This is a genomic window from Acidovorax sp. ACV02 (assembly GCF_014851475.1).
Taxonomy (GTDB): Bacteria; Pseudomonadota; Gammaproteobacteria; order Burkholderiales; family Burkholderiaceae_C; genus Acidovorax; species Acidovorax delafieldii.
Map to the genome: position 1 here is coordinate 122228 of NZ_JACUZU010000009.1, position 21489 is coordinate 143716.

General features: G+C 65.7%; 21 protein-coding genes and 1 pseudogene. 11 read left to right on the plus strand and 11 right to left on the minus strand.

The features are described 5' to 3' along the window. Positions 1-58: 58 nt before the first annotated feature. Both IB236_RS20785 and IB236_RS20790 read right to left on the minus strand, forming a co-directional pair. Positions 59-781 carry a hypothetical protein gene (locus IB236_RS20785; protein ID WP_192422054.1) on the minus strand — a complete coding sequence of 241 codons (723 nt, stop codon included), beginning with the start codon at positions 779-781 and terminating at the stop codon, positions 59-61. 204 nt (positions 782-985) lie between these two features. Further along, positions 986-1264: a cupin domain-containing protein gene (locus IB236_RS20790; RefSeq protein WP_192422056.1), complete on the minus strand. Its 279-nt coding sequence runs from the start codon at positions 1262-1264 to the stop codon at positions 986-988. An 11-nt stretch (positions 1265-1275) separates the two neighbouring features. On the opposite strand from IB236_RS20790, the gene IB236_RS20795 reads away from it, so the two are divergent. Further along, positions 1276-1947, plus strand: coding sequence for a midcut-by-XrtH protein (locus IB236_RS20795; protein ID WP_370539936.1), 672 nt, complete (start codon positions 1276-1278; stop codon positions 1945-1947). A 6-nt stretch (positions 1948-1953) separates the two neighbouring features. Here the strand turns inward: IB236_RS20795 and priA are convergent, their stop codons facing one another. Next, a complete protein-coding gene (priA, locus tag IB236_RS20800) occupies positions 1954-4086 on the minus strand; it encodes a primosomal protein N' (RefSeq protein WP_192422059.1) in 2133 nt (710 codons plus the stop codon). Positions 4087-4870: 784 nt separating this feature from the next. On the opposite strand from priA, the gene IB236_RS20805 reads away from it, so the two are divergent. Continuing rightward, positions 4871-5014 (plus strand): hypothetical protein, encoded by a 144-nt coding sequence (locus tag IB236_RS20805; RefSeq protein ID WP_200938975.1) that lies wholly within the window; start codon positions 4871-4873, stop codon positions 5012-5014. A gap of 254 nt (positions 5015-5268) precedes the next feature. Then, positions 5269-5643 (plus strand): annotated as a pseudogene (locus IB236_RS20810) (NADH-quinone oxidoreductase subunit B family protein); the annotation flags it as partial. 26 nt (positions 5644-5669) lie between these two features. Here IB236_RS20810 and IB236_RS20815 read toward each other — a convergent pair. From IB236_RS20815 to IB236_RS20825, 3 genes are all read right to left on the minus strand, one after another. Next, positions 5670-6554, minus strand: a complete 885-nt coding sequence (locus tag IB236_RS20815; protein WP_192422063.1) for a helix-turn-helix transcriptional regulator — start codon at positions 6552-6554, stop codon at positions 5670-5672. Positions 6555-6606: 52 nt separating this feature from the next. After that, positions 6607-7719 carry a uroporphyrinogen decarboxylase gene (gene hemE, locus IB236_RS20820; RefSeq protein ID WP_146872087.1) on the minus strand — a complete coding sequence of 371 codons (1113 nt, stop codon included), beginning with the start codon at positions 7717-7719 and terminating at the stop codon, positions 6607-6609. 101 nt (positions 7720-7820) lie between these two features. Next, a complete protein-coding gene (locus tag IB236_RS20825; protein WP_146872088.1) occupies positions 7821-9404 on the minus strand; it encodes an MFS transporter in 1584 nt (527 codons plus the stop codon). A 307-nt stretch (positions 9405-9711) separates the two neighbouring features. Here IB236_RS20825 and IB236_RS20830 point away from each other — a divergent pair, with 307 nt between their 5' ends. Then, positions 9712-10299: a hypothetical protein gene (locus IB236_RS20830; protein ID WP_056747955.1), complete on the plus strand. Its 588-nt coding sequence runs from the start codon at positions 9712-9714 to the stop codon at positions 10297-10299. Positions 10300-10340: 41 nt separating this feature from the next. On the opposite strand, the gene IB236_RS20835 is transcribed toward IB236_RS20830, so the two are convergent. Continuing rightward, positions 10341-10916, minus strand: a complete 576-nt coding sequence (locus tag IB236_RS20835; RefSeq protein ID WP_192422065.1) for a MarR family winged helix-turn-helix transcriptional regulator — start codon at positions 10914-10916, stop codon at positions 10341-10343. Between the two features lie 118 nt (positions 10917-11034). On the opposite strand from IB236_RS20835, the gene IB236_RS20840 reads away from it, so the two are divergent. From IB236_RS20840 to IB236_RS20855, 4 genes are all read left to right on the plus strand, one after another. Then, positions 11035-11988 carry a Bug family tripartite tricarboxylate transporter substrate binding protein gene (locus IB236_RS20840; protein ID WP_056747959.1) on the plus strand — a complete coding sequence of 318 codons (954 nt, stop codon included), beginning with the start codon at positions 11035-11037 and terminating at the stop codon, positions 11986-11988. A gap of 145 nt (positions 11989-12133) precedes the next feature. Further along, positions 12134-13468, plus strand: coding sequence for a sulfatase (locus tag IB236_RS20845; protein ID WP_192422067.1), 1335 nt, complete (start codon positions 12134-12136; stop codon positions 13466-13468). Between the two features lie 84 nt (positions 13469-13552). Beyond that, positions 13553-14521: a helix-turn-helix domain-containing protein gene (locus IB236_RS20850; RefSeq protein ID WP_192422069.1), complete on the plus strand. Its 969-nt coding sequence runs from the start codon at positions 13553-13555 to the stop codon at positions 14519-14521. 182 nt (positions 14522-14703) lie between these two features. After that, the gene (locus tag IB236_RS20855) at positions 14704-15432 is read left to right on the plus strand and encodes an alpha/beta fold hydrolase (RefSeq protein WP_192422071.1); all 729 of its coding nucleotides are present in this window, start codon (positions 14704-14706) and stop codon (positions 15430-15432) included. Between the two features lie 78 nt (positions 15433-15510). On the opposite strand, the gene IB236_RS20860 is transcribed toward IB236_RS20855, so the two are convergent. After that, positions 15511-16413 carry a LysR family transcriptional regulator gene (locus IB236_RS20860; protein WP_192422072.1) on the minus strand — a complete coding sequence of 301 codons (903 nt, stop codon included), beginning with the start codon at positions 16411-16413 and terminating at the stop codon, positions 15511-15513. 160 nt (positions 16414-16573) lie between these two features. Between IB236_RS20860 and IB236_RS20865 the strand changes: the two genes are divergently transcribed. From IB236_RS20865 to IB236_RS20875, 3 genes are read left to right on the plus strand one after another with little or no spacing between them, the layout of a single operon-like run. Then, positions 16574-17557 (plus strand): TerC family protein, encoded by a 984-nt coding sequence (locus tag IB236_RS20865; protein ID WP_099729149.1) that lies wholly within the window; start codon positions 16574-16576, stop codon positions 17555-17557. A gap of 27 nt (positions 17558-17584) precedes the next feature. Next, positions 17585-17743: a hypothetical protein gene (locus IB236_RS20870; protein ID WP_165836520.1), complete on the plus strand. Its 159-nt coding sequence runs from the start codon at positions 17585-17587 to the stop codon at positions 17741-17743. Further along, positions 17740-18303, plus strand: coding sequence for a DUF2062 domain-containing protein (locus tag IB236_RS20875; RefSeq protein WP_192422074.1), 564 nt, complete (start codon positions 17740-17742; stop codon positions 18301-18303). The genes IB236_RS20870 and IB236_RS20875 overlap by 4 nt, the downstream gene beginning before the upstream one ends. Before the next feature lie 169 nt (positions 18304-18472). Here IB236_RS20875 and IB236_RS20880 read toward each other — a convergent pair whose 3' ends face one another. The 3 genes from IB236_RS20880 to IB236_RS20890 all read right to left on the minus strand — a co-directional run bounded on the left by IB236_RS20880 (position 18473) and on the right by IB236_RS20890 (position 21470). Continuing rightward, the gene (locus IB236_RS20880) at positions 18473-19441 is read right to left on the minus strand and encodes a tripartite tricarboxylate transporter substrate binding protein (RefSeq protein ID WP_192422076.1); all 969 of its coding nucleotides are present in this window, start codon (positions 19439-19441) and stop codon (positions 18473-18475) included. A 92-nt stretch (positions 19442-19533) separates the two neighbouring features. Then, positions 19534-19791, minus strand: a complete 258-nt coding sequence (locus tag IB236_RS20885) for a DUF2783 domain-containing protein (RefSeq protein WP_192422079.1) — start codon at positions 19789-19791, stop codon at positions 19534-19536. Positions 19792-19817: 26 nt separating this feature from the next. Beyond that, positions 19818-21470, minus strand: a complete 1653-nt coding sequence (locus IB236_RS20890; protein WP_192422081.1) for an FAD-dependent oxidoreductase — start codon at positions 21468-21470, stop codon at positions 19818-19820. Positions 21471-21489 lie beyond the last annotated feature (19 nt).

A 21489-nucleotide genomic window follows, 5' to 3' on the forward strand; every position in this document is an offset into this window, starting at 1 on the left:
GTATGGGGCTGACTTGTGGAGTCTCCAGCCGGGTTTTTGCCTCAAATCAGTAGGGAGTCTACTTGCGGGCCATGTGGCTGCGGTACCGCCACATGGCGGTAGCGAACAAAGCGAGTGCGAGAGTCATCAAAGCCCAGGAGGCGTTGACAGGGACTGCCGTCACCTCCTCAAGCACAAGGTCATCGTGGTAGCCAGCTGCGTCGAGGGTGAAAAAGCTGCCAGTCTTCAGTGCAATGGTTACTTGGTTAGACGAGGCTGTGAAAGTGCCACTAAAAGGTTCCCACTGAAACTGAAAGACGCCATTGAGCGCAAGATTTGATACCTCGCGACGGGCTATCAACACATCCGTGGGACCGGGAGCTGCGTCGATGGTCGCCGCCCCCACAGCACCGTTGTAAGCCACAACTTCCCACCAGCTGGCGTTGCCAGCCGCGTTACCGGTCACGCCCCCAGACCACACCCCCCGAAGTCTGTACACACGACCAGGGGTAACAGCGAGAGTTTGGAAAAGGCCCCCGTGTGCATTGCCAGCACCGCTACCCTTCTTCTGGGAATGGGACATACCGCCACTACCGAAAGGACACACGGTTGGGACCCAGATATCGCAGTCGTTGCTGTGTATCCAGGCCCCGTCCCAGAAGCCGGGCGGCGCCGTCCATGTATTCCAGCCTGCCAGCCCCGATTCAAAATTGCCATTGGCAAGGAGGTTCTGGGCGCTTGCAGAGACGCCCACCGCCATAAGAGACAACACAATGAGTGCACGAACAATTGTTGCTGTCATGGCTTGGGCTTTCTCAATAAGGAGCGACGCAAGGCGAGAAGCAACCTCCTTGCTACAACGGAAGGCCCTCGGGTTTGCACTCGGGCGCCAACGAGTGCCGTTTGAAGGCCGCAGTATTGAGGCTAGGCCCGTTGAACGCAAGTTTTTAGCGGTAGCGCGCTCGGTGCAGGCGTCTGAGGGGCCAGCCCCACTGTGGCAAAGCGCTCAGATGCCGACCTTACGGCCCGCCAGATAGCACACGCCGGTCGGTCCGTAGAACTCCGAGTGAGGTTCATGGGCCTTCAGATGAAACACGTCGCCCTTGCGGAAGGTGTGCTCTGACCCGTTCGCGGTGCAGATGCGGATTTCCCCCGAAAGAATGAGTGCCTTGGCCTCGAAAGGATGGGAGTGCTCGTCCCAGGATCCATTGGCTTCACGCTCGACAAGGACGGGCTTAGCGAAACCTTCCTGGGCGAGAAGTTCGGTGAAGTGATCAGGGGTCATCGTTGTCTCCTGTGGACGAAAGCAATGCGCAAATGATGGCTTGCGCGAATGGCAATAACTTGCTTGCTGAGCCAATAAACCCTTGTAACAATTGTGGATTTACATTGAGGGAATTCAGAATGACGCGAGTTTTGTTGGGTGCAAGGTCTGTTGCTGCGATGGTCCTGGGATTGCTGGTGGCGCAGGGGGCAGCAGCCCAATCCATGGGGAGTGTCTCCTATGCACCCTTTGCGGCCTCGAATGTGCCAACGATGTCCGAGTGGGCCCTGATCGGCATGGCGGTTGTATTGGCTGCCGTGGCCTTTTACGCGATGCGCGCGCAGAACCGGCGGGTGCTGAAGATGTGGGCTTTGGGTCTTGTAGCTTGTGGAGCCTTGTCTGCGGCCTTCTGGAATCGTCCTGCGGTTGCAGAGCCGGCGCCCGTAGAGATCGCTCTGGATCAGCCGCCAGGCGGTGTTGCCAACATTCCTCACAGCACGGAGCTGTTCTTCGGGGATTTTTTCCACATCTACACCGCTCAGAATCTGACAGATCGCCCGCAGCGGGTGACGGGAGTCAGTGTGATCACCGGGTTGACATTGCTTCCACCTACAGGCTTTACGCCGGAATGTACCGTGGGTCTCGTGCTTCAGCCCAACGGTATCTGCTATATCAAGGTGTACAACGACGGTTTGCCAGGCTGACGTAGGTCAGATCGCCAGCGGGTCCACATCCACCAGCCACCGGATCAGCCCCTTGTGCTCCGGCTGGCTGCGCGTGGCTTGCAATATCGGCTGCCATGCGGCCAGAAAGCGCTGCAGGGTGGCGCGGCTGCTGCTTTCCATCAGCATCTGGGCGCGCTCCACATTGGCGACGCGCTGGATCGTGAGCGGCACAGGCGGGAACAGGATCACCGTGCCATCGGGCAAACCCGGCAACTGCGCGGCGTGGGCGGCAGCGGTGGCCGCAGTCAGAAAGCCCTGCGCCACCTCCTGCGTGCGCGCATCGGCTCGCACCAGCGCCTGGTACGAGAACGGGGGCATGGCGGCCTCTTCGCGCTCCTTGAGCTGTTGGGCGGCAAAAGCTTCGTAGTCGTGCTTGCGCAGTGCCTCGAATACGGCGTGCTGGGGGTGAAAGCTCTGCACCCACATCTCGGGCTGCGTGCCATGCACCGCTTGTGCGGCCATGTAGGCGGCGTCGCGCCCGGCGCGGCCCGCTGCCTGCATCAGCAGTGCAAACAGCCGCTCGGCGGCGCGGAAGTCGCTGCTGAACAGTGCGCCGTCGGGCTGCACCGCAGCCACCAGCGTGATGCGCCGAAAGTCGTGCCCCTTGGCAATCATCTGCGTTCCCACCAGCACATCGACCTCGCCAGAATGCACCTGCGCCAGCTGGGCCTCCAGCGCGCCCTTGGCCTTGGTGGTGTCGGCGTCGATGCGTGCAATGCGGGCGGGCGTGCGGTCGGGCCGCAGCACCTCCCGCAGCAGCGTGCCGAGCTGCTCCTCCAGCTGCTCGGTGCCCTTGCCCATGGGGTGGATGTCGGGGCTGCCGCAGGCCGGGCAATGAAACGGCACGCGCACCGTGTAGCCGCAGTGGTGGCAGCGCAGGGTACGGTCGGTCTTGTGGAACACCTGGTGCGCGCTGCAGTGCGGGCAGTCGCTCTTCCAGCCGCAGTCCACGCAGTGCAGCACGGGCGCGTAGCCCCGGCGGTTCAGCAAGATCATGCTCTGCTCGCCACGCGCCACGCGTTCGGTAATGGCCTGCAGCAGCGGCGCGCTGAACACGGTGCGGCGGGGCTGCTGGTTCATGTCCACCCGGCGCACACGGGCCAGGGCACCGGCGCCAATGCGGCTGGGCATGTGCAGCCGCACGTAGCGGCCACCTTCTGGGTCTTCGGCCGTGGCCGGACGGCTGGCGTACCAGCTCTCCAGCGACGGCGTGGCGGAGCCCAGGATCACCTTCGCGCCCTGCTCGCGTCCGCGCCAGATGGCCAGGTCGCGCGCGGAGTAGCGCGCGCCCTCCTGCTGCTTGTAGCTGGGGTCGTGCTCTTCATCCACCACGATGAGCTTTAGGCCGGGCAGGCTGGCGAACACCGCCATGCGCGTGCCCAGCACGATGCGTGCGCTGCCGCTGTGCGCGGCCAGCCAGCTGGCCAGGCGTTGCGGGTTGGTCATGCCGCTGTGCAGCGACGCCACGGCACCGGGGCCGAAGCGCGGAGCGAAGCGGCCTGCAAAGCGCTCTTCCAGCTGGGGCGTGAGGTTGATCTCGGGCACCATCACCAGCGCCTGGGCGGTGGGGTCGGCTTCCAGCATCTCTTGCACGCAACGCAGGTACACCTCGGTCTTGCCACTGCCGGTGCTGCCAAACAGCAGGAAAGGCCCTTTTTCTGAGGAAATTCGGGCCCTGGCGCTTTCTTGTTCTGCGCTGAGTGCTATGTTTTCAATAGTACGTGAGGTATCTCCTGCGCCCTTGGCCGGGCGCCGCAGCCGCCGTGCCAACTGCTCGGGGCGCAGGTCGCGCAGTTGAGGGGGCAGGGCCGCCAGGGCCACCTCGCCCAAGGCGCGCTGGTAGTAGCGTGCTGCAAACCCCACCAGACGGCGCCAGGACGCATCCAGGGGCGCCACGCCATCCAGCACACCTGCAATGGGACGCAGCGTGGCGCCATCGGGCAGCTCACCGGGGGCTTCGTCGGCGTCCCACACCACGCCCAGCACCTCGCGCGTGCCCAAGGGCACCCGCACCAGCGTACCCGGTGAGAGCGGGCGCTCACTCGCGTAGCTCAGAAGGTCGCCGACTCCGCTGTGCGATGGCGTCTGCAGGGCAACGTGGACGAGGGAGAGGGACATAGACACGAGCTATGGAGGAGAAATAGGCTTAGTGCGCGTTGTGGATGTGATCTGGAGCTTTGGCGGCTAAGTGCTTGATTTGCCGTGGGTGTGTGAGTAATCCCGGATTTCTGTGGATAACTTTGTTGACATCCTGTCCCGACCCCCGCCCAAGCCGCATGAATGCTGGCTGCGAACAGATTGCCCGGAAATACAGCACTCCAAAAAAAACGTTATGAATCAATCATCTGAAGAAATTTGCCCCGGATTTTTGTGCTAAGCCGATTCAGCGTCTCCATGTTGCGCTGCATCACGTTTTGTGTGCATAAGTCGGACAGCAGGACTTCGTCAAGAGGACAGGTTGCCCCCTTTTTGTGCTAGCGGCGTGAGTCCATGTTCATGCGTTTCTTCGATATGGCCTGCAAGTGCTTGATTTGACAGGGGATTTGTAAGAAATTCAGAATTTCTGTGGATAACTTTGTTGATATCCCTTGGGTTTGCTCTGCAAGTCCTTGTCAATTCGTGCTTTGGCTGGATTGCCTGTCAAAAAAGCAGGGGATTTAACGCCATATAAATCAAGCACTTAGCGTCGTGATGAGGTTTGTTTGCAAGTTGCCGTACGAAGTCGCGCCGGGTACGAGGATGCTCCAACTTTGTGCATAAGTGCGCTGGCGGGGACGCCGGATCTGCTGCGAAATGCCCGGGGATTGTCGCAGGGCCCGGAGTGTCTGGCGTTCTCGGTGTCACAGCGGTCCATGTCGCTTTGCTTCAAGACGGCGCGGCGACTTGTGGCGACGATGCCGCCATGGCTACTTACTCTTCTTCCCCCATGGCAGATGCGCCCACCATGGAGCGCGACGGTTTTGTGCTGGCCCGGCTGGATGAGGTGGTGCAGGCGGCACGCACCGACAGCCTGTGGTTCATGACCTTCGGGCTTAGGGCCTGCTAACCCCTTTTTTGCCAGTGCGAAGGCCTCCCCCGCCACGCCAATCGAGGCGCGCGACGACGCCAAGGCCGGGGCCTTGACTAGGAGTGCAACGACGAGTGGCGTGGCGGGGGAGGCCTTCCCTTCGGGTTGCGAGGCAAACGGGCCACCCGCTGTGTTGCCAAGCCTCGCTGGGGCAGCACCCCAGCTTCGTTTGGCGCCTTGCGTCTGGCCCGCTTGCTTCGCAACGCATCTGGCAAAAATGGGGTTAGCAGGCCCTAACGTGCTGCGCGGTCGAGATGATGCATGCCGCCATGGCGCACTACGACCTGGACCGGTTTGGCATCATCCCGCGCTCCAGCCCCCGCCATAGCGACCTGATGATCGTCGCCGGCACCCTGACCAACAAGATGGCGCCCGCCATCCGTAAGGTCTACGACCAGATGCCGGAGCCGCGCTACGTGATCTCCATGGGCTCATGCGCCAACGGCGGTGGCTACTACCACTACAGCTATTCGGTGGTGCGGGGTTGTGACCGCATCGTGCCCGTGGATGTGTATGTGCCCGGCTGCCCGCCCACGGCCGAGGCGCTGCTCTACGGCATCCTGCAGCTGCAGGCCAAGATCAAGCGGCCCCAGGTGATCCAGCGGTAATCGGCAGTCCCCAGCGGGCGGCGGCTTCAACTGCGCCGCAGCAGCCAGTCCGCATCGTCGCCCGGCTGCTGGGTGTGGGCCTTCAGCGCTGCGGGGGGCTTTTCGAACAGGGCGCGCACCTCGCGGCTGAAATGCGCCTGGTCGGCGTAGCCATGGCGCAGCGCGGCATCGAGGGCACCGGCGTTGCCGTCTCGCATGGCCAGCAGGGCATGTTCGGCGCGCAGCATGCGTTCGATCTCGCCAGGCCGCAGGCCCGCCAGCTGCCGGGTGCGGCGCTGCAGGTGCCGGGGCGTCCAGTCCAGCGCAGAGGCCAGGGCCTGGCGTGCGCCGCGCTGCCAAGCCTGGTGCAACACCTGCAACCAGGCAGCATGCCGGTCGGCCACGGCCGCCCAGCGTGGGGTGAGGAAGTCCACGCACAGCGCCTGGCGCACCCCATGGTCGGGCGCCGCGTGGACGGCCGCGAGGAAAGGGTGCCAGGCTGTGGGCAGCCAGGTCGTTGCGTCCGTGACCCGGTCGGTCAGCGGCGCAAGGTCCTGCCCGGTGAGCAGCCCCAGCGCGCCGGGCTGGAACGCCAGGCAGAACGAATCACCATCACGGGAGGAGACCGAGTGGTACGGATGTCGGTGGGCGCCCGACAGCGTGATGGCCGGCATGGCCGCTGTGGCGGTCGCACCCGCACATTCCACGAGTTGGGCGGTGCCCCGCGTGAGCCAGATGATGCCGGGGTAGGGGCTGGGCGGCACGCGCGTGTCCGTCGGGGTGTGGGGCGGCTGGCGGCCCAGGTCGCGCCAGAAAAAGGCGCGCACGCAGTCTGCGAGCGCGCCGGGTGGGGATTGCAGGGCCGAGGCGGGCAGTGCCTGCGGGCCAGTGGGGGACTCCGCTGGCGGCGGTACGGGGTGTTCCGTTGCCATCACCTGGTCCCTGCGCGGTGTGCCGGGCGGTCTGGATGCCTCGCCCGGGGTGTCAGCCCTGGCGCTGCGCGCGCGAGTGGCTGTGCACAGCCTCCACCAATGCCGCCACATGCTCGGGCGGGGTGAACTGGCTGATGCCGTGGCCCAGGTTGAAGATGTGCGTGGGGCCGGTGGTGTTGCGGTCGGTGTGGGGCTTGCCAAAGCTGTCGAGCACGGCATGCACCTGGGTGACGATCTGCGCAGGCGGCGCAAACAGCACGTTGGGGTCGATGTTGCCCTGCAGCGCCTTGCCGGGGCCGCCCACCTGGCCGCCGACGATGGCGCGCGCCTTGCCCAAGTTGGCCGTCCAGTCCAGGCCCAGCACCTCGCAGTCGATGTCTTTCATGTCCTCCAGCCAGATGCCACCGCCCTTGGTGAAGACAATGCGCGGCACATCGGTGCCATCCACGCCGGTGCGCTTGAGCTGTGCCAGCACGCGCTTGGTGTAAGCCAGGCTGAACTCCTGGAAGGCACCGTCGGCCAGCACGCCGCCCCAGCTGTCAAAAATCATTACGGCCTGTGCGCCCGCGTCGATCTGGGCGTTGAGGTATGCGGCCACGCTGTCGGCATTGATGGCCAGGATGCGGTGCATCAGGTCGGGGCGCGCGTACATCAGGCTCTTGACCAGGCGGTAGTCGTCCGATCCCTTGCCCTCGACCATGTAGCAGGCCAGTGTCCAGGGGCTGCCCGAGAAGCCAATCAAAGGAACACGCCCATTGAGGGCCTTGCGGATGCTGGTGACGGCGTCGAACACGTAGCGCAGCTTGTCCATATCGGGCACGGCCAGTTCGGCCACGGCCGCTTCGTCGCGCACAACTTTGGCAAAGCGCGGGCCTTCGCCCTCGGCAAAGGACAGGCCCAGGCCCATGGCGTCGGGCACGGTCAGGATGTCACTGAACAGGATGGCGGCGTCGAGTGGGAAACGCTCCAGCGGCTGCAAGGTCACTTCGGTGGCGTACTGGACATTGGTAGCCAGGCCCATGAAGCTGCCCGCCTGGGCGCGCGTGGCCTTGTACTCCGGCAGATAGCGCCCCGCCTGGCGCATGAGCCACAGGGGCGTGTAGTCGGTGGCCTGGCGGCGGCAGGCACGCAGGAAGGTGTCGTTGGCAAGGGGGGCGAAGGTCATGGTGCGATTGTCGCAGGCAGACCGCCGGCCTCGGCACCCGATCCGGCTGCGAAAATTGACGCGCATCAAGCCGAAACCACGACGGGTCGGCTCAAGGGCGTCTATCGCTCTGCAATGTAGTGCGACATCCGCACGACTTCGCCCGGCGCCAAAAACGCACGCACTTCGGTCTCCAGGGCTTGGTCGGCCATGGTGGCGCGGGCGCGCTGGTGCAAGTAGTCGGCCCAGGACTCGACGATGAAGCGCTCCACATAGCGCGATGGCTCGCCCAGGTCCTTGTAGATGCGCCAGAAGGTGGCGCCGTCGCGGCGGCGCGGGGCCTTCATGCGGCTGATGGTGTCGAGGAAGGCAGCGTCGGTGCCGGGGGCAATGCGGTAGCCCACTTCCACGGCCACGGGGCCCGCCTCGGGTAGGGGCTCGGCCTCGATGAAAAGTTCGTCCCAGGGCGTGGCCTGGGTCACCTCGTGCAGCGCGCCCATGCGCAGCGGCATGGGGCGGGCCAGCAGCAGGCCCGCGCCCATCAGCGCTGCGGCCACACACAGGGTGGGCATGAGTCCGATCAGGTCCGAGGAGGCGCCCCAGAAGGCCGAGCCCATCGCAAACGCGCCCAGCGCCGCCACCATGTGCATGGCCACGGCGCGCGAGCGCACCCACTGCGGGGCGCTGGCCTGCGTGGCGGTGTTGAAGGTGGACATGGCCGACATCCAGGCAGCGCCCGCGAACAGCATGGCGATGTAGACCACCCAGGCAATGTGGGTCAGCGCCGCCACCAGCATGGCCACCGCAAACACCACACCACCGGCGCCGACGATGGCCTCCAGTCCAAAGCGCGCGCGCAGCCGCCCCAGCACCAGGCCGACCGCCACGGCGCCCGTGCCCAGGCAGCCCATGAGCAGACCAAAACCCTGTGCACCTGTGCCGAGCTGGCGCTGCGCAATCACCGGCAGCAGCGCCCACAGGGCCGAGCCCGCTGCGCTGAAGGCCATCACGCGCACGAGTTGCGCGAGGATCATGCGCGAGTGCCAGGCAAAGCGCAGGCCGCTCAGGGTGCCGCCCCACAGGCGTTCGGCGGGCAGCTTGGAGGGCGGGTGCGCCTTGGGCGGCCAGCGGCGGATGGACTCCCACATCACCAGCGTGGTGGTCACCGTGACGGCAAAGACCCAGCCCGCGCCCAGCTGCGCAAACACCAGGCCCGCCATCGTGGGCCCCACAGCGCGCGCGGCGTTGTAGGCAATGCTCACGGCGGTGATGGCCTGGGGCCATTCGTCGCGCGGCACGGGGTCGATGACCGACGAGTTCCACGCGGGTGTGAGCACTGCCGTGCAGCACCCGCAGATGAACACCAGAAACAGCACCGACGCCGGGCCACTCCAGCCCCCCAGCGTCAGCAGCGTGAGCAAGGCGCACGCCCCGGCCTGCGCCAGCAGTGCGCCCGATATCAACCGGCGCCGGTCGGTCGTGTCCGCCAGCACGCCGGCAGGGAGGGCCAGCAAAAACATGGGCATGAACACCGCCGTCTGCACCAGAGCAGCCAGGAACGACGAACCCGTGAGTTCCACCATGAGCCAGGCCGCCGCCATGCTCTGCATGCCGCTGCCCACAAAAAAGATGCCGCCGCAAATCCACAGGCCCCTGAACGCGGGTTGGCGCAAGGGGCTCCACAACGATGTCGAGGGAGATGGCATGGGCTTTGGAGGTATTGACGTACTTCAAGGAGGCGCAATCAGGAGTGCCTCAATCCGGAGCATTGTGAAGGACGTCGCGCAGACTGTCTCAATGTGCTTTTCGCAGGCTAAGGCGCTGATGAGGCGCTGGACAACCCCACACAAGGCCGCAGGACGCAAGGCGAAATACACAGATTTGGGTAGACATTTGTATCTGTTCTGTTATTTTTCGCTGCATACGTAACGCCATGTACGGCTTCGTCCTCGAGTGGATGTGAAGAACGGTACGCACAATGGCACACCAGTTTTTTAAAGGAGAGGAGAGGGTATGTTGAAAAAATGCTTGATTGTTGGCAGTTTTTTGCTGGCTGCTGGCGTCGCACAAGCTGATTTGAAGAACATCAGCTCTGGTGGCGTGCACTCCGCAACCAACTTGGATGCTGTTGCTTGCACCATCGTTGGCACTGACGGTGTGCTGTATCGGGGAACAAAGATTCTTTACGTATTTGCGGAGTCGATTGGCAATGGTCGCGATCCGATGTTGAAAGTCAGCTCGCTCAAATACAACCTCGTGGTGCAAAACGATGACTGGGAGGAGTCTTATTACGTCAATGGCTCAGAAAAAGCCCCGGTGCCGGCTTCGTTGTACGCCAGCTACCTGCGTACGCCCAAGCGTGCCACAGATGCAGCAGTGATTTATTTCGCAGACCCTGGTGAACCCGTTTGCGCGTCCACCAAGGAATACGCGAATAACAGCAACCTTTACCAAGTCCAGATATCCATCACCGATGTGACCTCGGGTGTGATTGCCTCGGGCGTGCGGTCTTCGCCCAAGGACGCCGCAATTGACCCCAATGGAATGCTACGGTCCGATTTGGATCGTCTACTTGAGGTGTACTCGACCACCGAAAAGTGAGGGGTGGCCATGAGGCACGAGCCTGGTGTTGGGCGGCGAGTTCACTTGGATTCTTGACCGCCACGCGAAAGTTGCTGTCGGCCGCCTCTGAGCCGGTAAGTTCTCGGGAGATCGGTGCGCGTTGCGACCAGAGCCCCCGCTTGCTGTTGCATGGCGGCCAGTGCCTGATCCAGCGCTCGTACCGCTCCGGGTGTCAGCTGAGACAGTAGATCCTGGTTCAGTGCCCTGATTTGCGGGAAAAGTTCGTCGTGGAGCGACAGTCCTGCAGGTGTCAGAAACAACATGGCGTGGCGCCGGTCCCCAGGCACGGTGCTGCGAGTGATAAGTTGTTTGTTCAGCAATGAGGTGATGGCGCGCGATGTTCGAGCGCGGTCCAGTCCCAAGTGTTCGGCGAGTGCTGCGGGCGGCAGACCTGGCTGTTGCGCGAGCACCATGAGCAACCCCCATTCCCGACGGGTGATGCCGTAACCCCCCTCGCACAGCCTTACTACCAGGCTGCCGGCCACGGCGAGCAGGCGGTGGAGGCGATACATCAGCAGGTCATGGGCTGTCGTTGGATGGATCAGGCCGTCGCCGGTGAGGGTTGAGCGAACGGGGACCGGATCTATATCGGGCATCAGGGTATTTCCGGGCGAGAATTGTTTAGATCAATTGATTGTGTGCCTCCTACAGTGGATCCACTCATCTGATCGTGCCCATCGAGGCATTTTTTGAATCTCGCACCGGAGCCCTTCCATGTGGAAACTCGTTGAATCCTTAGTCGCCACCACGCTGGCACTTGCTGCCTCTTTGTGTCAGGCCCAGGACACCCCGCTGCGCATCGTGGTGGGCTACGCCCCCGGCGGCGCCACCGACCGCGTGGCCCGCATCGTGGCCGACAAGCTGGGCAGCAAGCTCGGTACGCCCGTGATCGTGGAGAACAAGACCGGCGCGGGCGGCCGCCTGTCGGCCCAGGCTGTCAAAGCCGCGCCCGCCAACCAGCCCACGCTGCTGCTGGCCAACCCCGCCGTGATGCTGGTAGCACCCCTGGTGTTCCCCGATGCGGGCTACGACCCGGAGCGCGACTTCCGCCCCGTGAGCCATGTCAACAGCTACGAATTTGGCGTGGCCGTGGGCAGTGCCGTGCCGGTCAAGGAACTGCCTCACCTCATGGCGTGGCTGCGCGCCAACCCCGACAAAGCCAACTTCGGCGTGCCTGCCACGGGCAGCCTGCCGCACTTTTTTGGCCTGATGGTGGGCGACGCCGCCAAGGTGCGCGCCGAGGTGGTGGGCTATCGGGGCTCCGCGCCGCTGCTCAACGACCTGCTGGGGGGCCAGGTGCCCGTGGCGTTCGACACGTTTGACAGCCTGCTGCCCCAGCACGAGGCCGGCAAGATCCGCATCCTGGCCGTGTCGAGCGCCAAGCGCAGCCCGCTCGATGCAAAGATTCCCACCTTCAAGGAAAGCGGCATGGACCTGGCCGCCACCGGCTGGAACACCTTCTTTGCCCCGATGAGCATGCCCAAGGCCCAGGCCGAACGTTTGTCCGGTTTGATCGTGGAGGTGATGAAGGACCCGGACACGCAGCGCAAGTTCGAGACTGCCAAGATGGAGCCCGTGGTGGCGACCATGGCGCAAACCGAGGCCATGCTCAAGGCCTACCGCGCGCAATGGGCGCCGGTCGTGCAGCGCTCGGGCTTCAAACCATAGCAAGGAAGCCCCCCTGAGCGGCTGCGCCGCTTCCCCCGGAGGGGGACGGCGGCCTCGCTGCGGCGCTGCCCTTGCTTGCCGCCCCCGCCTCGGCCGCGCCTGTCGCGAAGACTGCGCGCCATGTTGAGTGAAACTGGATTTCGAGATGACCCTACCACCCCGCCCCAACATCATCTTCATCGTCGCCGACGACCTCGGCTATGCCGACCTGGGCTGCTACGGTGGGCGCGACGCGGCGTTTGGCCCCGTGTCGCCGGTGCTTGACCAGCTGGCGGCCAACGGCCTCAAGCTCACACAGGGTTATTCCAATTCCCCCGTCTGTTCGCCCACGCGCTTTGCGCTGATGACGGCGCGCTACCAGTACCGCCTGCGCGGCGCGGCCGAGGAACCCATCAACAGCAAGAGCCGGGGCAGCACCACCCTGGGCCTGCCGCCCGAGCACCCCACGCTGCCCTCGCTGCTGCGCGCAGCAGGCTACCGCACGGCGCTGATGGGCAAGTGGCACCTGGGCTACCCGCCCGCGTTCGGGCCGCTGCGCTCGGGCTACGAGGAGTTCTTCGGCCCCATGTCGGGCGGGGTGGACTACTTCACCCACTGCAGCTCCAACGGCACGCACGACCTGTACCTGGGCGAGGAGGAAAAGCAGCAGGACGGCTACCTCACCGACCTCATCACCGACCACGCACTCGACTACGTGCAGCGCATGGCGCCGGGCGCGCAGGCGGGCACGCCGTTCTTCTTGAGCCTGCACTACACCGCGCCCCACTGGCCGTGGGAGACGCGTGATGACGAGGCGCTGGCGCAGGAGGTCAAGGGCAACCTGTTTCATCTGCACGGCGGCAACATCGAGACCTACCGCCGCATGATCCACCACATGGACGAGGGCATCGGCCGCATCATGGCGCTGCTGGAGGCAAAGGGCCTTGCGCGCGACACGCTGGTGGTGTTCACCAGCGACAACGGTGGCGAGCGCTTCTCGGACAACTGGCCGCTGGTCGGCGGCAAGATGGACCTGACCGAAGGCGGCATCCGCGTGCCCTGGATTGCCCACTGGCCTGCGGTGATCGCCCCTGGCGGCGTGAGCGCGCAGACCTGCATGACCATGGACTGGTCGGCCACCATGCTCGACGCCGCAGGGGCCGGCGCGCATGTGGACTACCCACTGGACGGCCGCTCGCTGATGTCGCTGCTGCGCGATGCCAACGTGATCGACGAGCCCCCGCTGTTCTGGCGCATGAACCACCGGGGCCAGCGCGCCATGCGCCAGGGCGTGTGGAAGTACCTGCGCGTGGATGGCAACGACTACCTGTTCAACCTGGCCGACGATGAACGCGAGCGTGCCAACCGCGCGCCCGTGGAGCCCGAGCGCCTGCAGGCCATGCGCGCCGCGTGGGAGGCCTGGAATGTGTCCATGCCCGCTATTCCTGACGATGCCACGGTGAGCCTGGGGTACTCGGTGAAGGACATGCCGCAGCGCTGAGCCTGGCGGGCAGGCCGTCAGGGGAGTGGTTGGGCGGGCTTGCCCTGTTGCCTGCCCGGCCCGCTTGCCGGTAGATTGGGCCCCATGCCCGCCGCTCCCGCGCCTTCGTCCCCCGCTGCTCTGCGCCAGTGGACCACCGACGTGGTGGCGCCGCCCGCGCGCCTGGACTACTGGGTGGGCGCGATCTGCGAGGCGTTTCTGGAGATGGACTGCAGCTCCCGTGAGGCGCCGCTGTTTGGCGGGGAACTGCAAAGCCTGCCGGTGGAGACGCTGTCCATCAACCGCGTGCGGGCCTCCACCCAGGATGTGTTTCGCACACCCGCCGGCATTGCGCGCAGCCGCCAGCTGCCCTTCTACCTGATCGGCCAGGCCGAGACCGCCTGGCATGTGCGCCAGGATGGCCATGTGGCCCACCTGCGCCCGGGCGATGTGGTGCTGCTGGATTCGGCCCGGCCTTACGAACTGCACTTTCCCGAAGGTGTGCACTGCGTGTCGCTGCAGCTGCCGCGCGCCTGGGTGGGCCAGTGGCTGCAGCAGGCCGAGGCGCCCGGCCCGCGCGTGGCCTGGCGCGACCAGGGCTGGGGCCAGAGCCTGGGGGCGCTGGCCGTGCAACTGGCACGTGACCCGGCCCCGGCGCAGGCCCTGCCGCCAGCATTGCTGTCCGACCACCTGGGGGCGCTGTTGTGCGCTGCGCTGGAGCCGCCCCAGCCACCGGCACCCACGGCGGCGCGCAGCCTGCACGCCCATCTGTGTGCGCTGCTGCGTGCGCGCATTGACCAGCCGGGCCTCTCGGCCCCGGCGCTGGCGCAGGAGGCGGGTGTGTCGCTGCGCACCCTGCACCGGGCGTTTGCGGCACAGGGCCACACCTTTGCGGGCACGTTGCGCCAACTGCGCCTGGCGCGTGCAGGCGAGCTGCTGCGCCGCCCCCAGCTGGCCCATGTGGCCGTGGGCGAGATCGGGCGGCGCTGCGGCTTTGCGGACCCTTCGCATTTCGCACGCGCCTTTCAGCGCGCCATGGGCGTGTCGCCCGCGCAGTGGCGGCGCGGCGGCTGATTCCGTCTCCCAATCATCCGCGTCGTTGTTGCTTCGCCCTGCCGCGCTACACGGCGGTGAAGCTTTTGGCACACCCTGCACAGCCGGCTGGCACGCGCAGGCCATTCCGTGCCACCGGGTGTTTCTAAGGTAGCGGCAGGGCGGATTGCCCGGTCCTGCAACACAACCCGAAGGAGACACACATGCCGGATACCTATGTCCTGGTCCATGGCGCCTGGCACACCGGTGCCGAGATGGAAGCCACCGCCACCCACCTGCGCGCGCGCGGCCACACGGTGCATTGCCCCACGCTCGCGGGCAACCGCCCCGGCGACGACCGCGCTGCCACGGGTCTCGCCGACGCGGTGGATTCGCTGGCGGCCTTCATGGACAGCCAGGGCCTGACCGACGTGCGGCTGGTGGGCCACAGCTACGGCGGCATGGTCATCAGCCACATGCCCGCGCGCTTGCCCGGGCGCATCCGCCGCCTGGTGTACTGGAACGCCTTTGTGCCGCAGCCTGGCGAATGCCTGAATGACCTGGTGCCGCCCCACTACCGCGCGCTGTTCGACCAGGTGGCAGCCAGCAACGGCAATGCCGTGATGCTGCCGTACCCCATCTGGCGCGAGGCCTTCATCAACGATGCCGACGAGGCCCTGGCGCAAAGCACCTATGCGCTGCTCAATCCCCACCCCTATCGCACCTTCACCGAACCGGCGCAGCTGCCCGTGCCGCTGGCCGCGCTGGAGGTGGGCAAGAGCTACCTCAACGCGCAGCAGGACACCGCGCTACCCCACAGCCTGCCGTGGCACCCGCGCCTGTCGGAGCGGCTGGGCTTGTACCGCCTGGTGGAGTGCCCGGGCAGCCACGAACTGTGCTTTTCCGACCCGGCATCGGCGGCGCAACACATCGAGCGGGCAGGGCGCGACTGACGGGGCCTGCGAGGGCATTGCGCCAGCTTTTTGCGTCTTTTGGGCCCCAAGCGCTAGATCGGTATGTGCTGGTAGCTATTAATTCAATAGCATTCCGCCCTGGCCCGCCTCCAGCAGCCGCGTGAGCAGCGGGTGCATCACCTTGCGGGCGCTGTAGATCAGGTGGAACTGCTCCTGCACGTCGGGTGCGGTACCCACCTGCACCAGCCCGTGGGTCTGGGCCAGGTGCTCGCCCAGCGAGACCGGCGCGGGCATCACGCCCATGCCGGTGGCGGCAAAGGTGCTCAAGAGGGCGCTGTCTTCAAACTCCCCGGCAATGCGCGGGCGGATGCGCTCGCGCTCCAGCCAGTGGTCGATGCGTGCGCGCATCGCGGCGTGGTCGGTGGGCAGCAGCACGGGCACTACAGCCAGGCTGTGCGGGAAGTTGTTGGCCGCCGCCTCGGCCCACAGCGGGGGCGCATACCAGGCAATGGCGCTCGTGCCCAGCAGCTGGCTGGTGGTGCGCAGGGCCGGGTTGGGCGGCGCGGCGCGGTCGGCCAGCACGGCATCGAGCTTGTGCAGCGCCAGCTCGCCCAGCAGGGGCTGGAACTCGCCCTCATGGCACAGCAGGCGCAGGTGCGGCTCGTCCAGCACGGGCGTCAGCAGCCGGTGCACGGCCAGCTTGGCAATGCCGTCGGAGATGCCCAGGTTCAGCCGCAGCGTCTGGCCGCTGGCGGCTTCGCGCACGCGCACGGGCAGCTGCTCGCCCAGCGCAAAGATGTGGTCGGCCTCATGCAGCGCGGCCACACCCGCATCGGTCAGCACCAGGTTGCGGCCCTCGGTGCGCAGCAGGCTCACGCCCAGCGACTTTTCCAGCTCGCGCACCTGGGCGCTGATGGTCTGCACGGCCATGTCCAGCCGCTCGGCGGCGCGGGCGATGCCGCCCTCCTTGGCCACCACCCAGAAGTAGAAAAGATGGCGGTAGTTGAAGCTCTGGCTCATGATCTCTTTGCGGTGGGGCCGTTAAAAAAGTGTTTGGTTCGTAAAAACCGAACCAATACTACTGTGATCACAGGTTTTAAAGAAGTACCCCAGCCCCTACAGTCCGGGGCTTGGGCGTCCGGCGTGGCTGGGCGTGTGAGGGCATCTTTGGAGAAACTCGATGGAAACAATCGGAACGTGGTGGATGTGGGCGGGATTTGCCGTCTTCGTGGTCATCGCCATAGGCGTGGACCTGCTGGTCATGGAGCGCCAGGGCGCGCACAAGGTCACCATGGGCGAGGCCGCGCGCTGGAGCCTGTTGTGGTTCTCGCTCGCCTTTGTGTTCGTAGCCATTCTGTGGTGGTACCTGGACAGCAGCCAGGGTCGCGAGATCGCCAACACGGTGTCCATGCAGTTCATCACCGGCTACCTGGTGGAGAAGAGCCTGTCGGTGGACAACATCTTCGTCTTCCTGATGCTGTTCAGCTACTTTGCCGTGCCGCCGCAGTACCAAAAGCGCGCGCTCATCATCGGCATCATCGGCGCCATCGTGCTGCGCACGCTGCTAATCCTGGCAGGTGCCTGGCTGCTGGCCACCTTCCACTGGCTGCTGTATGTGTTCGGTGCGTTCCTGGTCGTCACGGGCGTGAAGATGTGGTTTGCCGCCGGGCAGGAGCCTGACATTGCCACCAACCCGGTGCTCAAGTTCCTGAAAAAGCGCATCCGCATCACCGACCAGTTCGACGGCGAAAAGCTCTCGACCATGATCAACGGCGTCAAGCACTACACCCCGCTGTTCGTGGTGCTGATCCTGATCGGCACGACCGACATCATCTTTGCGGTGGACAGCATCCCGGCGATCTTCGCGATCACCAGCGACCCGTTCATCGTGCTCACGGCCAACATCTTTGCCATCCTGGGTCTGCGTGCGCTGTACTTCCTGCTGGCAGACCTGGCCGACCGTTTCCACCTGCTGGCCTACGGCCTGGCACTGGTCCTGGTCTTCATCGGCGGCAAGATGTTGCTCATCGACTTCGTGAAGATCCCGATTGGCTATGCGTTGCTGGTCACGGCCACGCTGATCGCCGGGTCGATCTTCCTGTCGCTGCGCAATTCGGGCGAGGCCGCCAAGGGTGCCCCACCCGCACTGCCCCCCAAGGCCTGATCGCTGCCGAACCCGGAGACTTGAGCCATGGATCTGATCGAATCGGTGATGCTGTGCATGTTGTTGGGCCTGGTAGGGGCCACTGCCATGGCCTACCACGCTGAGAACGAGCCGCGCGACGTGAACCTGCTGGTGGGCCTCACCGCCTTGTGGGGCGCCGGCACTGCGGTAGCCTTCGTCGCATGATGCAGCCGCTGTGTCGCTTGCGCCGCTGGCTGCGCGCGCTGGAACCCCGGGCCCGCCAGCTGCTGGACCGCAGCTGGCTCGCGCAGTTCCAGCCCTGGCTGGAGCGGCGCGCGCTGTTCCGCTTCCAGCGCCAGCCGCTGGCGCGCGGGGTGGCGGCGGGCATGTTCTGCGGCCTGATCCCCGGGCCGCTGCAGATCCCGGGCACGCTGCTGGTGTGCGCCTGGCTGCGCGGCAACGTGGTGGCTGGGGGCGTGGCCACCTTCTATACCAACCCGCTCACCACGGTGCCGCTGTATGTCATGGCCTTCTACCTCGGGGCGCTGGTGATGCCCGGCGCGCAGACGCTGCCCGCCTGGAGCAGCGTGGCGCCTGGGGGTGAGTTCACGGTGCAGGCCCTGGGCACCTGGATGCAGGCGCTGGGCACTCCACTGCTGATCGGCCTGCCCACCCTGGGACTGCTGCTCGCAGCACTGGGCTACGCCACCGTGCAGCTGCTGTGGCTGGCCCCCGCCCTGCACCGCAAACGGCGGCTGGCGCGCTGCCGATCAGCCGCTGCGTAACGCGCGAATCGGCGCTGCCTACTTTTCGAAGCGCGAGGCTCGGCAGAGCCTAGAGTCCACAGGCGGCGAAACTGGCGCGCGGCCATCGCCAGTGCCACCGTGGAACTGGCTTCGCCAGGCCACTGGTGGCGTCCCCCTGAGGGGGAAGCGGCGCAGCCGCTCAGGGGGATCAATCCAGCTTGACGCCCACCTTGGTGATGACGCGGCCCCACTTCTCGCGCTCCGCCCGCGCAAAGCTGCCCATCTGCGCCGCAGTGCCGGGCATGGGCTCCACACCCAGGGCCTGCAGGCGCGCCTTGGTGCGCGTGTCGGCCAGGGCGGTCTGCAGTGCCTTGCTGAAGTTCGCCACTACATCGGCCGGCGCGCCGGTGGGTACCACCAGGCCTTGCCACGCAAAACCTTCAAACCCTTGCAGGCCCTGCTCGGAAATCGTGGGCACATCGGGCATGGTGGTCACGCGCTGCGGGCTGGCCACACCAATGGCGCGCACCTTGTTGCCCGCGAGGAACGGGTACACCGTGGCGCTGTCGATCCACATCGCGGGCACCTGACCGCCAATCACATCCTGGATGGCCGGCGCTGCGCCGCGATAAGGCACATGCGTGAGCTTGAGACCGCTTTGCTCGCGGAACAGTTCGCCCACCAGATGGTGCGGGCTGCCCGGCCCGGCGGATGCCCAGTTCACGCCATCGGCCTGGCCCTTGGCCCAGGCCATGAACTCCTTGAGGTTCTTGGCGGGCACGTTGTTGGACACCACCAGGAACATCGGGAACCGAACCAGCAGGCCCACAGGCTGGAAGTCCTTCTCGGCGTTGTAGCTCAGTTTGCTGAACAAGAACGGATTGGCCGCCAGTGTGGCGAAGTCGGCCGAGAACATCAGGTTGCCGTAGTCCTTGTGGCGGGCGCTGTACTCGGCGGCAATGTTGGTGCCCGCGCCGGGTTTGTTGTTGATGATGATGGTGCGGCCCAGCGTGGCCGACATCGACTCGGCAATCGTGCGCGCCACGATGTCCGAGCCGCCGCCCGCCGCGTAGCCCACCACCCATTCGAGTGGCTTGGAATCCTGGGCGTGGGCCAGGGGCAGGGTGTTGGCCAGTGCCAGGCCCGCAAGGGTGGCGAGGAAATGTTTGCGCTGCATGGTGGTGTTGTCTCCGTAGTGGTCAAAGTTCAAGGCGGGTCGGACCCCGCACCGTCTGCGCGGTGCTGAAGTGCCAGGTGAAAAGGTGCGGGCTAGGCCGCCACCGCGTGGGTGGGCACCACGGGCGTGATGGCCGGGGTGGTGCGCCGGTCGGCCGTGGGCACGGTACTGCCGCGCGCCAGTTGCAGCGCGTGCTGCAGCGTGGCCTGCTCGCCGATGTGGTTGGCCAGCAGCAGCACCAGGCGTGCGTTCATGGCGTGGCTCTCGGGCGTGGACAGGCCCTGGTGCGCTGCAATCAGCGCTTCATAGAAGTCGTCGCAGGCCTGCAGGTTCGGTTGGGTGTTCAGCATGGGCATGTTCCTTGTCGTCTTCCTGGTCAGACGGCTGCGGCCGTGGCACGCGCCAGGGCGCTGCGCACCGCTGCTTCGGTGGGCGTGCGCCAGCGCGCGCACACGTGCTGGTCGGGCCGCACCAGGTACACGGTGCGCGGCAGCGCATCCAGCCGCTGGGCGGCCAGCGCTTGGTGGTCGATCACGTCGATGCCGATCTGCAGCACCTTCACGCCGGGCAGGTCATGGGCCCATGCCGGGGCCGGGCCAAACACCAGCAGCGTGAAGTCCGGACCCAGCTCGCGCAGCAGCCAGGTGGGCTGGCCCTGTTTCGTCAACGGTGCATCCAGCAGCACGGCACCGGGCACCTGGGTGCCTGCGAAGTGATCGGTATCCGGCGTGTTCAGTGGCGACTGGTGCAACGTGGCCGGCACCGACAGGCGCCCGCTGTTGACGATACGCCTTGCAAACGCATGCTCGCGCGCCAGGTGCAGCGCCGCGTCGCGGAACAGGCGGCTCACCTCGCTCTTGGGCGTGATGAAGTCGGTGGCGCGGGTGGAGTTGCACAGGTTCTCATCGGCCGCGTATTCACGCTCGGGGCCATAGGTGCTCACCAGCGCTGGGCTGGCGCGGCCCTGGAGCACCCAATCGAGCTTCCAGGCCAGGTTCTCCGCGTCCTGCACGCCGCTGTTGGCGCCCCGTGCGCCAAAGGGCGAAACGCCGTGGGCGCTGTCGCCCGCGAAGACGACGCGGCCGTGCACGAACTGGTCCATGCGCAGGCAGGCAAAGGTGTAGACGCTGGCCCAGTCCAGCTCAAACTGTGCATCCGCACCCAGCAGCGCCTTCACGCGCGGGATGATGTTTTCGGGCTTCTTTTCTTCTTCGGGGTCGGCGTCCCAGCCCAGCTGGAAGTCGATGCGCCAGACGTTGTCGGGCTGGCGGTGCAGCAGCACGCTCTGGTTGGGATGAAAGGGTGGGTCGAACCAGAACCAGCGCTCGGTCGGGAAGTTCGCCTTATCCGCCAGCTTCACGTCGGCGATCAGGAAGCGGTCCTGAAAAATGCGCCCCTTGCTCTCCAGTCCCAGCATCTGCCGCGTGGGCGAGCGTGCGCCGTCGCAGGCCACCAGCCATTGCGCATCCATCTGGTAAGCGCCCTCGGGCGTGTCGATGCTCAGCAGCGCGCCGTCCGCGCGGCTTTGCACGGCAGTGACCTTGTTGTGCCAGCGGATGTCGATGCCCGGCAGCTGCAGCGCACGCTCCACCAGGTAGGCCTCGGCGTAGTACTGCTGCAGGTTGATGAAGGCGGGGCGCTCGTGGCCTTCTTCGGGCAGCAGATTGAATTCATACAGCTGCTCGTCTTTGAGGAACACCTTGCCCAGGTTCCACGACACGCCCTTGTCCACCATGCGCTGGCCCACGCCCAGGCGGTCCCAGATCTCCAGCGTGCGCTTGGCAAAGCAGATGGCGCGCGAGCCGATGGAGAGCTTGTGGTCGTTGTCCAGCACCACCACACGCTGCCCGCGCTGGGCCAGGTCAATGGCGAGCGACAGGCCCACAGGGCCTGCGCCGATGACCACGATGGGGTGCTGTGCGGGCGTGGCGCGGTCCTGGTCGGGCGAGCGCACGTAGCCGAAGTCGATGGCCTGCACCTCGGCGCCACTGGCGTGGAAGGCCTCGCGGGGAATGTCTCTGGGGTTCATTTTTTGTCTCCTCCAGCCT

Coding starts and splice junctions, on each gene's coding strand:
- IB236_RS20785 (WP_192422054.1), bottom strand. CDS start 781: ATGACAGCAACAATTGTTCGTGCACTCATTGTGTTGTCTCTTATGGCG.
- IB236_RS20790 (WP_192422056.1), bottom strand. CDS start 1,264: ATGACCCCTGATCACTTCACCGAACTTCTCGCCCAGGAAGGTTTCGCT.
- priA (WP_192422059.1), bottom strand. CDS start 4,086: ATGTCCCTCTCCCTCGTCCACGTTGCCCTGCAGACGCCATCGCACAGC.
- IB236_RS20805 (WP_200938975.1), top strand. CDS start 4,871: ATGGCTACTTACTCTTCTTCCCCCATGGCAGATGCGCCCACCATGGAG.
- IB236_RS20815 (WP_192422063.1), bottom strand. CDS start 6,554: ATGGCAACGGAACACCCCGTACCGCCGCCAGCGGAGTCCCCCACTGGC.
- hemE (WP_146872087.1), bottom strand. CDS start 7,719: ATGACCTTCGCCCCCCTTGCCAACGACACCTTCCTGCGTGCCTGCCGC.
- IB236_RS20825 (WP_146872088.1), bottom strand. CDS start 9,404: ATGCCATCTCCCTCGACATCGTTGTGGAGCCCCTTGCGCCAACCCGCG.
- IB236_RS20830 (WP_056747955.1), top strand. CDS start 9,712: ATGTTGAAAAAATGCTTGATTGTTGGCAGTTTTTTGCTGGCTGCTGGC.
- IB236_RS20835 (WP_192422065.1), bottom strand. CDS start 10,916: ATGCCCGATATAGATCCGGTCCCCGTTCGCTCAACCCTCACCGGCGAC.
- IB236_RS20840 (WP_056747959.1), top strand. CDS start 11,035: ATGTGGAAACTCGTTGAATCCTTAGTCGCCACCACGCTGGCACTTGCT.
- IB236_RS20845 (WP_192422067.1), top strand. CDS start 12,134: ATGACCCTACCACCCCGCCCCAACATCATCTTCATCGTCGCCGACGAC.
- IB236_RS20850 (WP_192422069.1), top strand. CDS start 13,553: ATGCCCGCCGCTCCCGCGCCTTCGTCCCCCGCTGCTCTGCGCCAGTGG.
- IB236_RS20855 (WP_192422071.1), top strand. CDS start 14,704: ATGCCGGATACCTATGTCCTGGTCCATGGCGCCTGGCACACCGGTGCC.
- IB236_RS20860 (WP_192422072.1), bottom strand. CDS start 16,413: ATGAGCCAGAGCTTCAACTACCGCCATCTTTTCTACTTCTGGGTGGTG.
- IB236_RS20865 (WP_099729149.1), top strand. CDS start 16,574: ATGGAAACAATCGGAACGTGGTGGATGTGGGCGGGATTTGCCGTCTTC.
- IB236_RS20870 (WP_165836520.1), top strand. CDS start 17,585: ATGGATCTGATCGAATCGGTGATGCTGTGCATGTTGTTGGGCCTGGTA.
- IB236_RS20875 (WP_192422074.1), top strand. CDS start 17,740: ATGATGCAGCCGCTGTGTCGCTTGCGCCGCTGGCTGCGCGCGCTGGAA.
- IB236_RS20880 (WP_192422076.1), bottom strand. CDS start 19,441: ATGCAGCGCAAACATTTCCTCGCCACCCTTGCGGGCCTGGCACTGGCC.
- IB236_RS20885 (WP_192422079.1), bottom strand. CDS start 19,791: ATGCTGAACACCCAACCGAACCTGCAGGCCTGCGACGACTTCTATGAA.
- IB236_RS20890 (WP_192422081.1), bottom strand. CDS start 21,470: ATGAACCCCAGAGACATTCCCCGCGAGGCCTTCCACGCCAGTGGCGCC.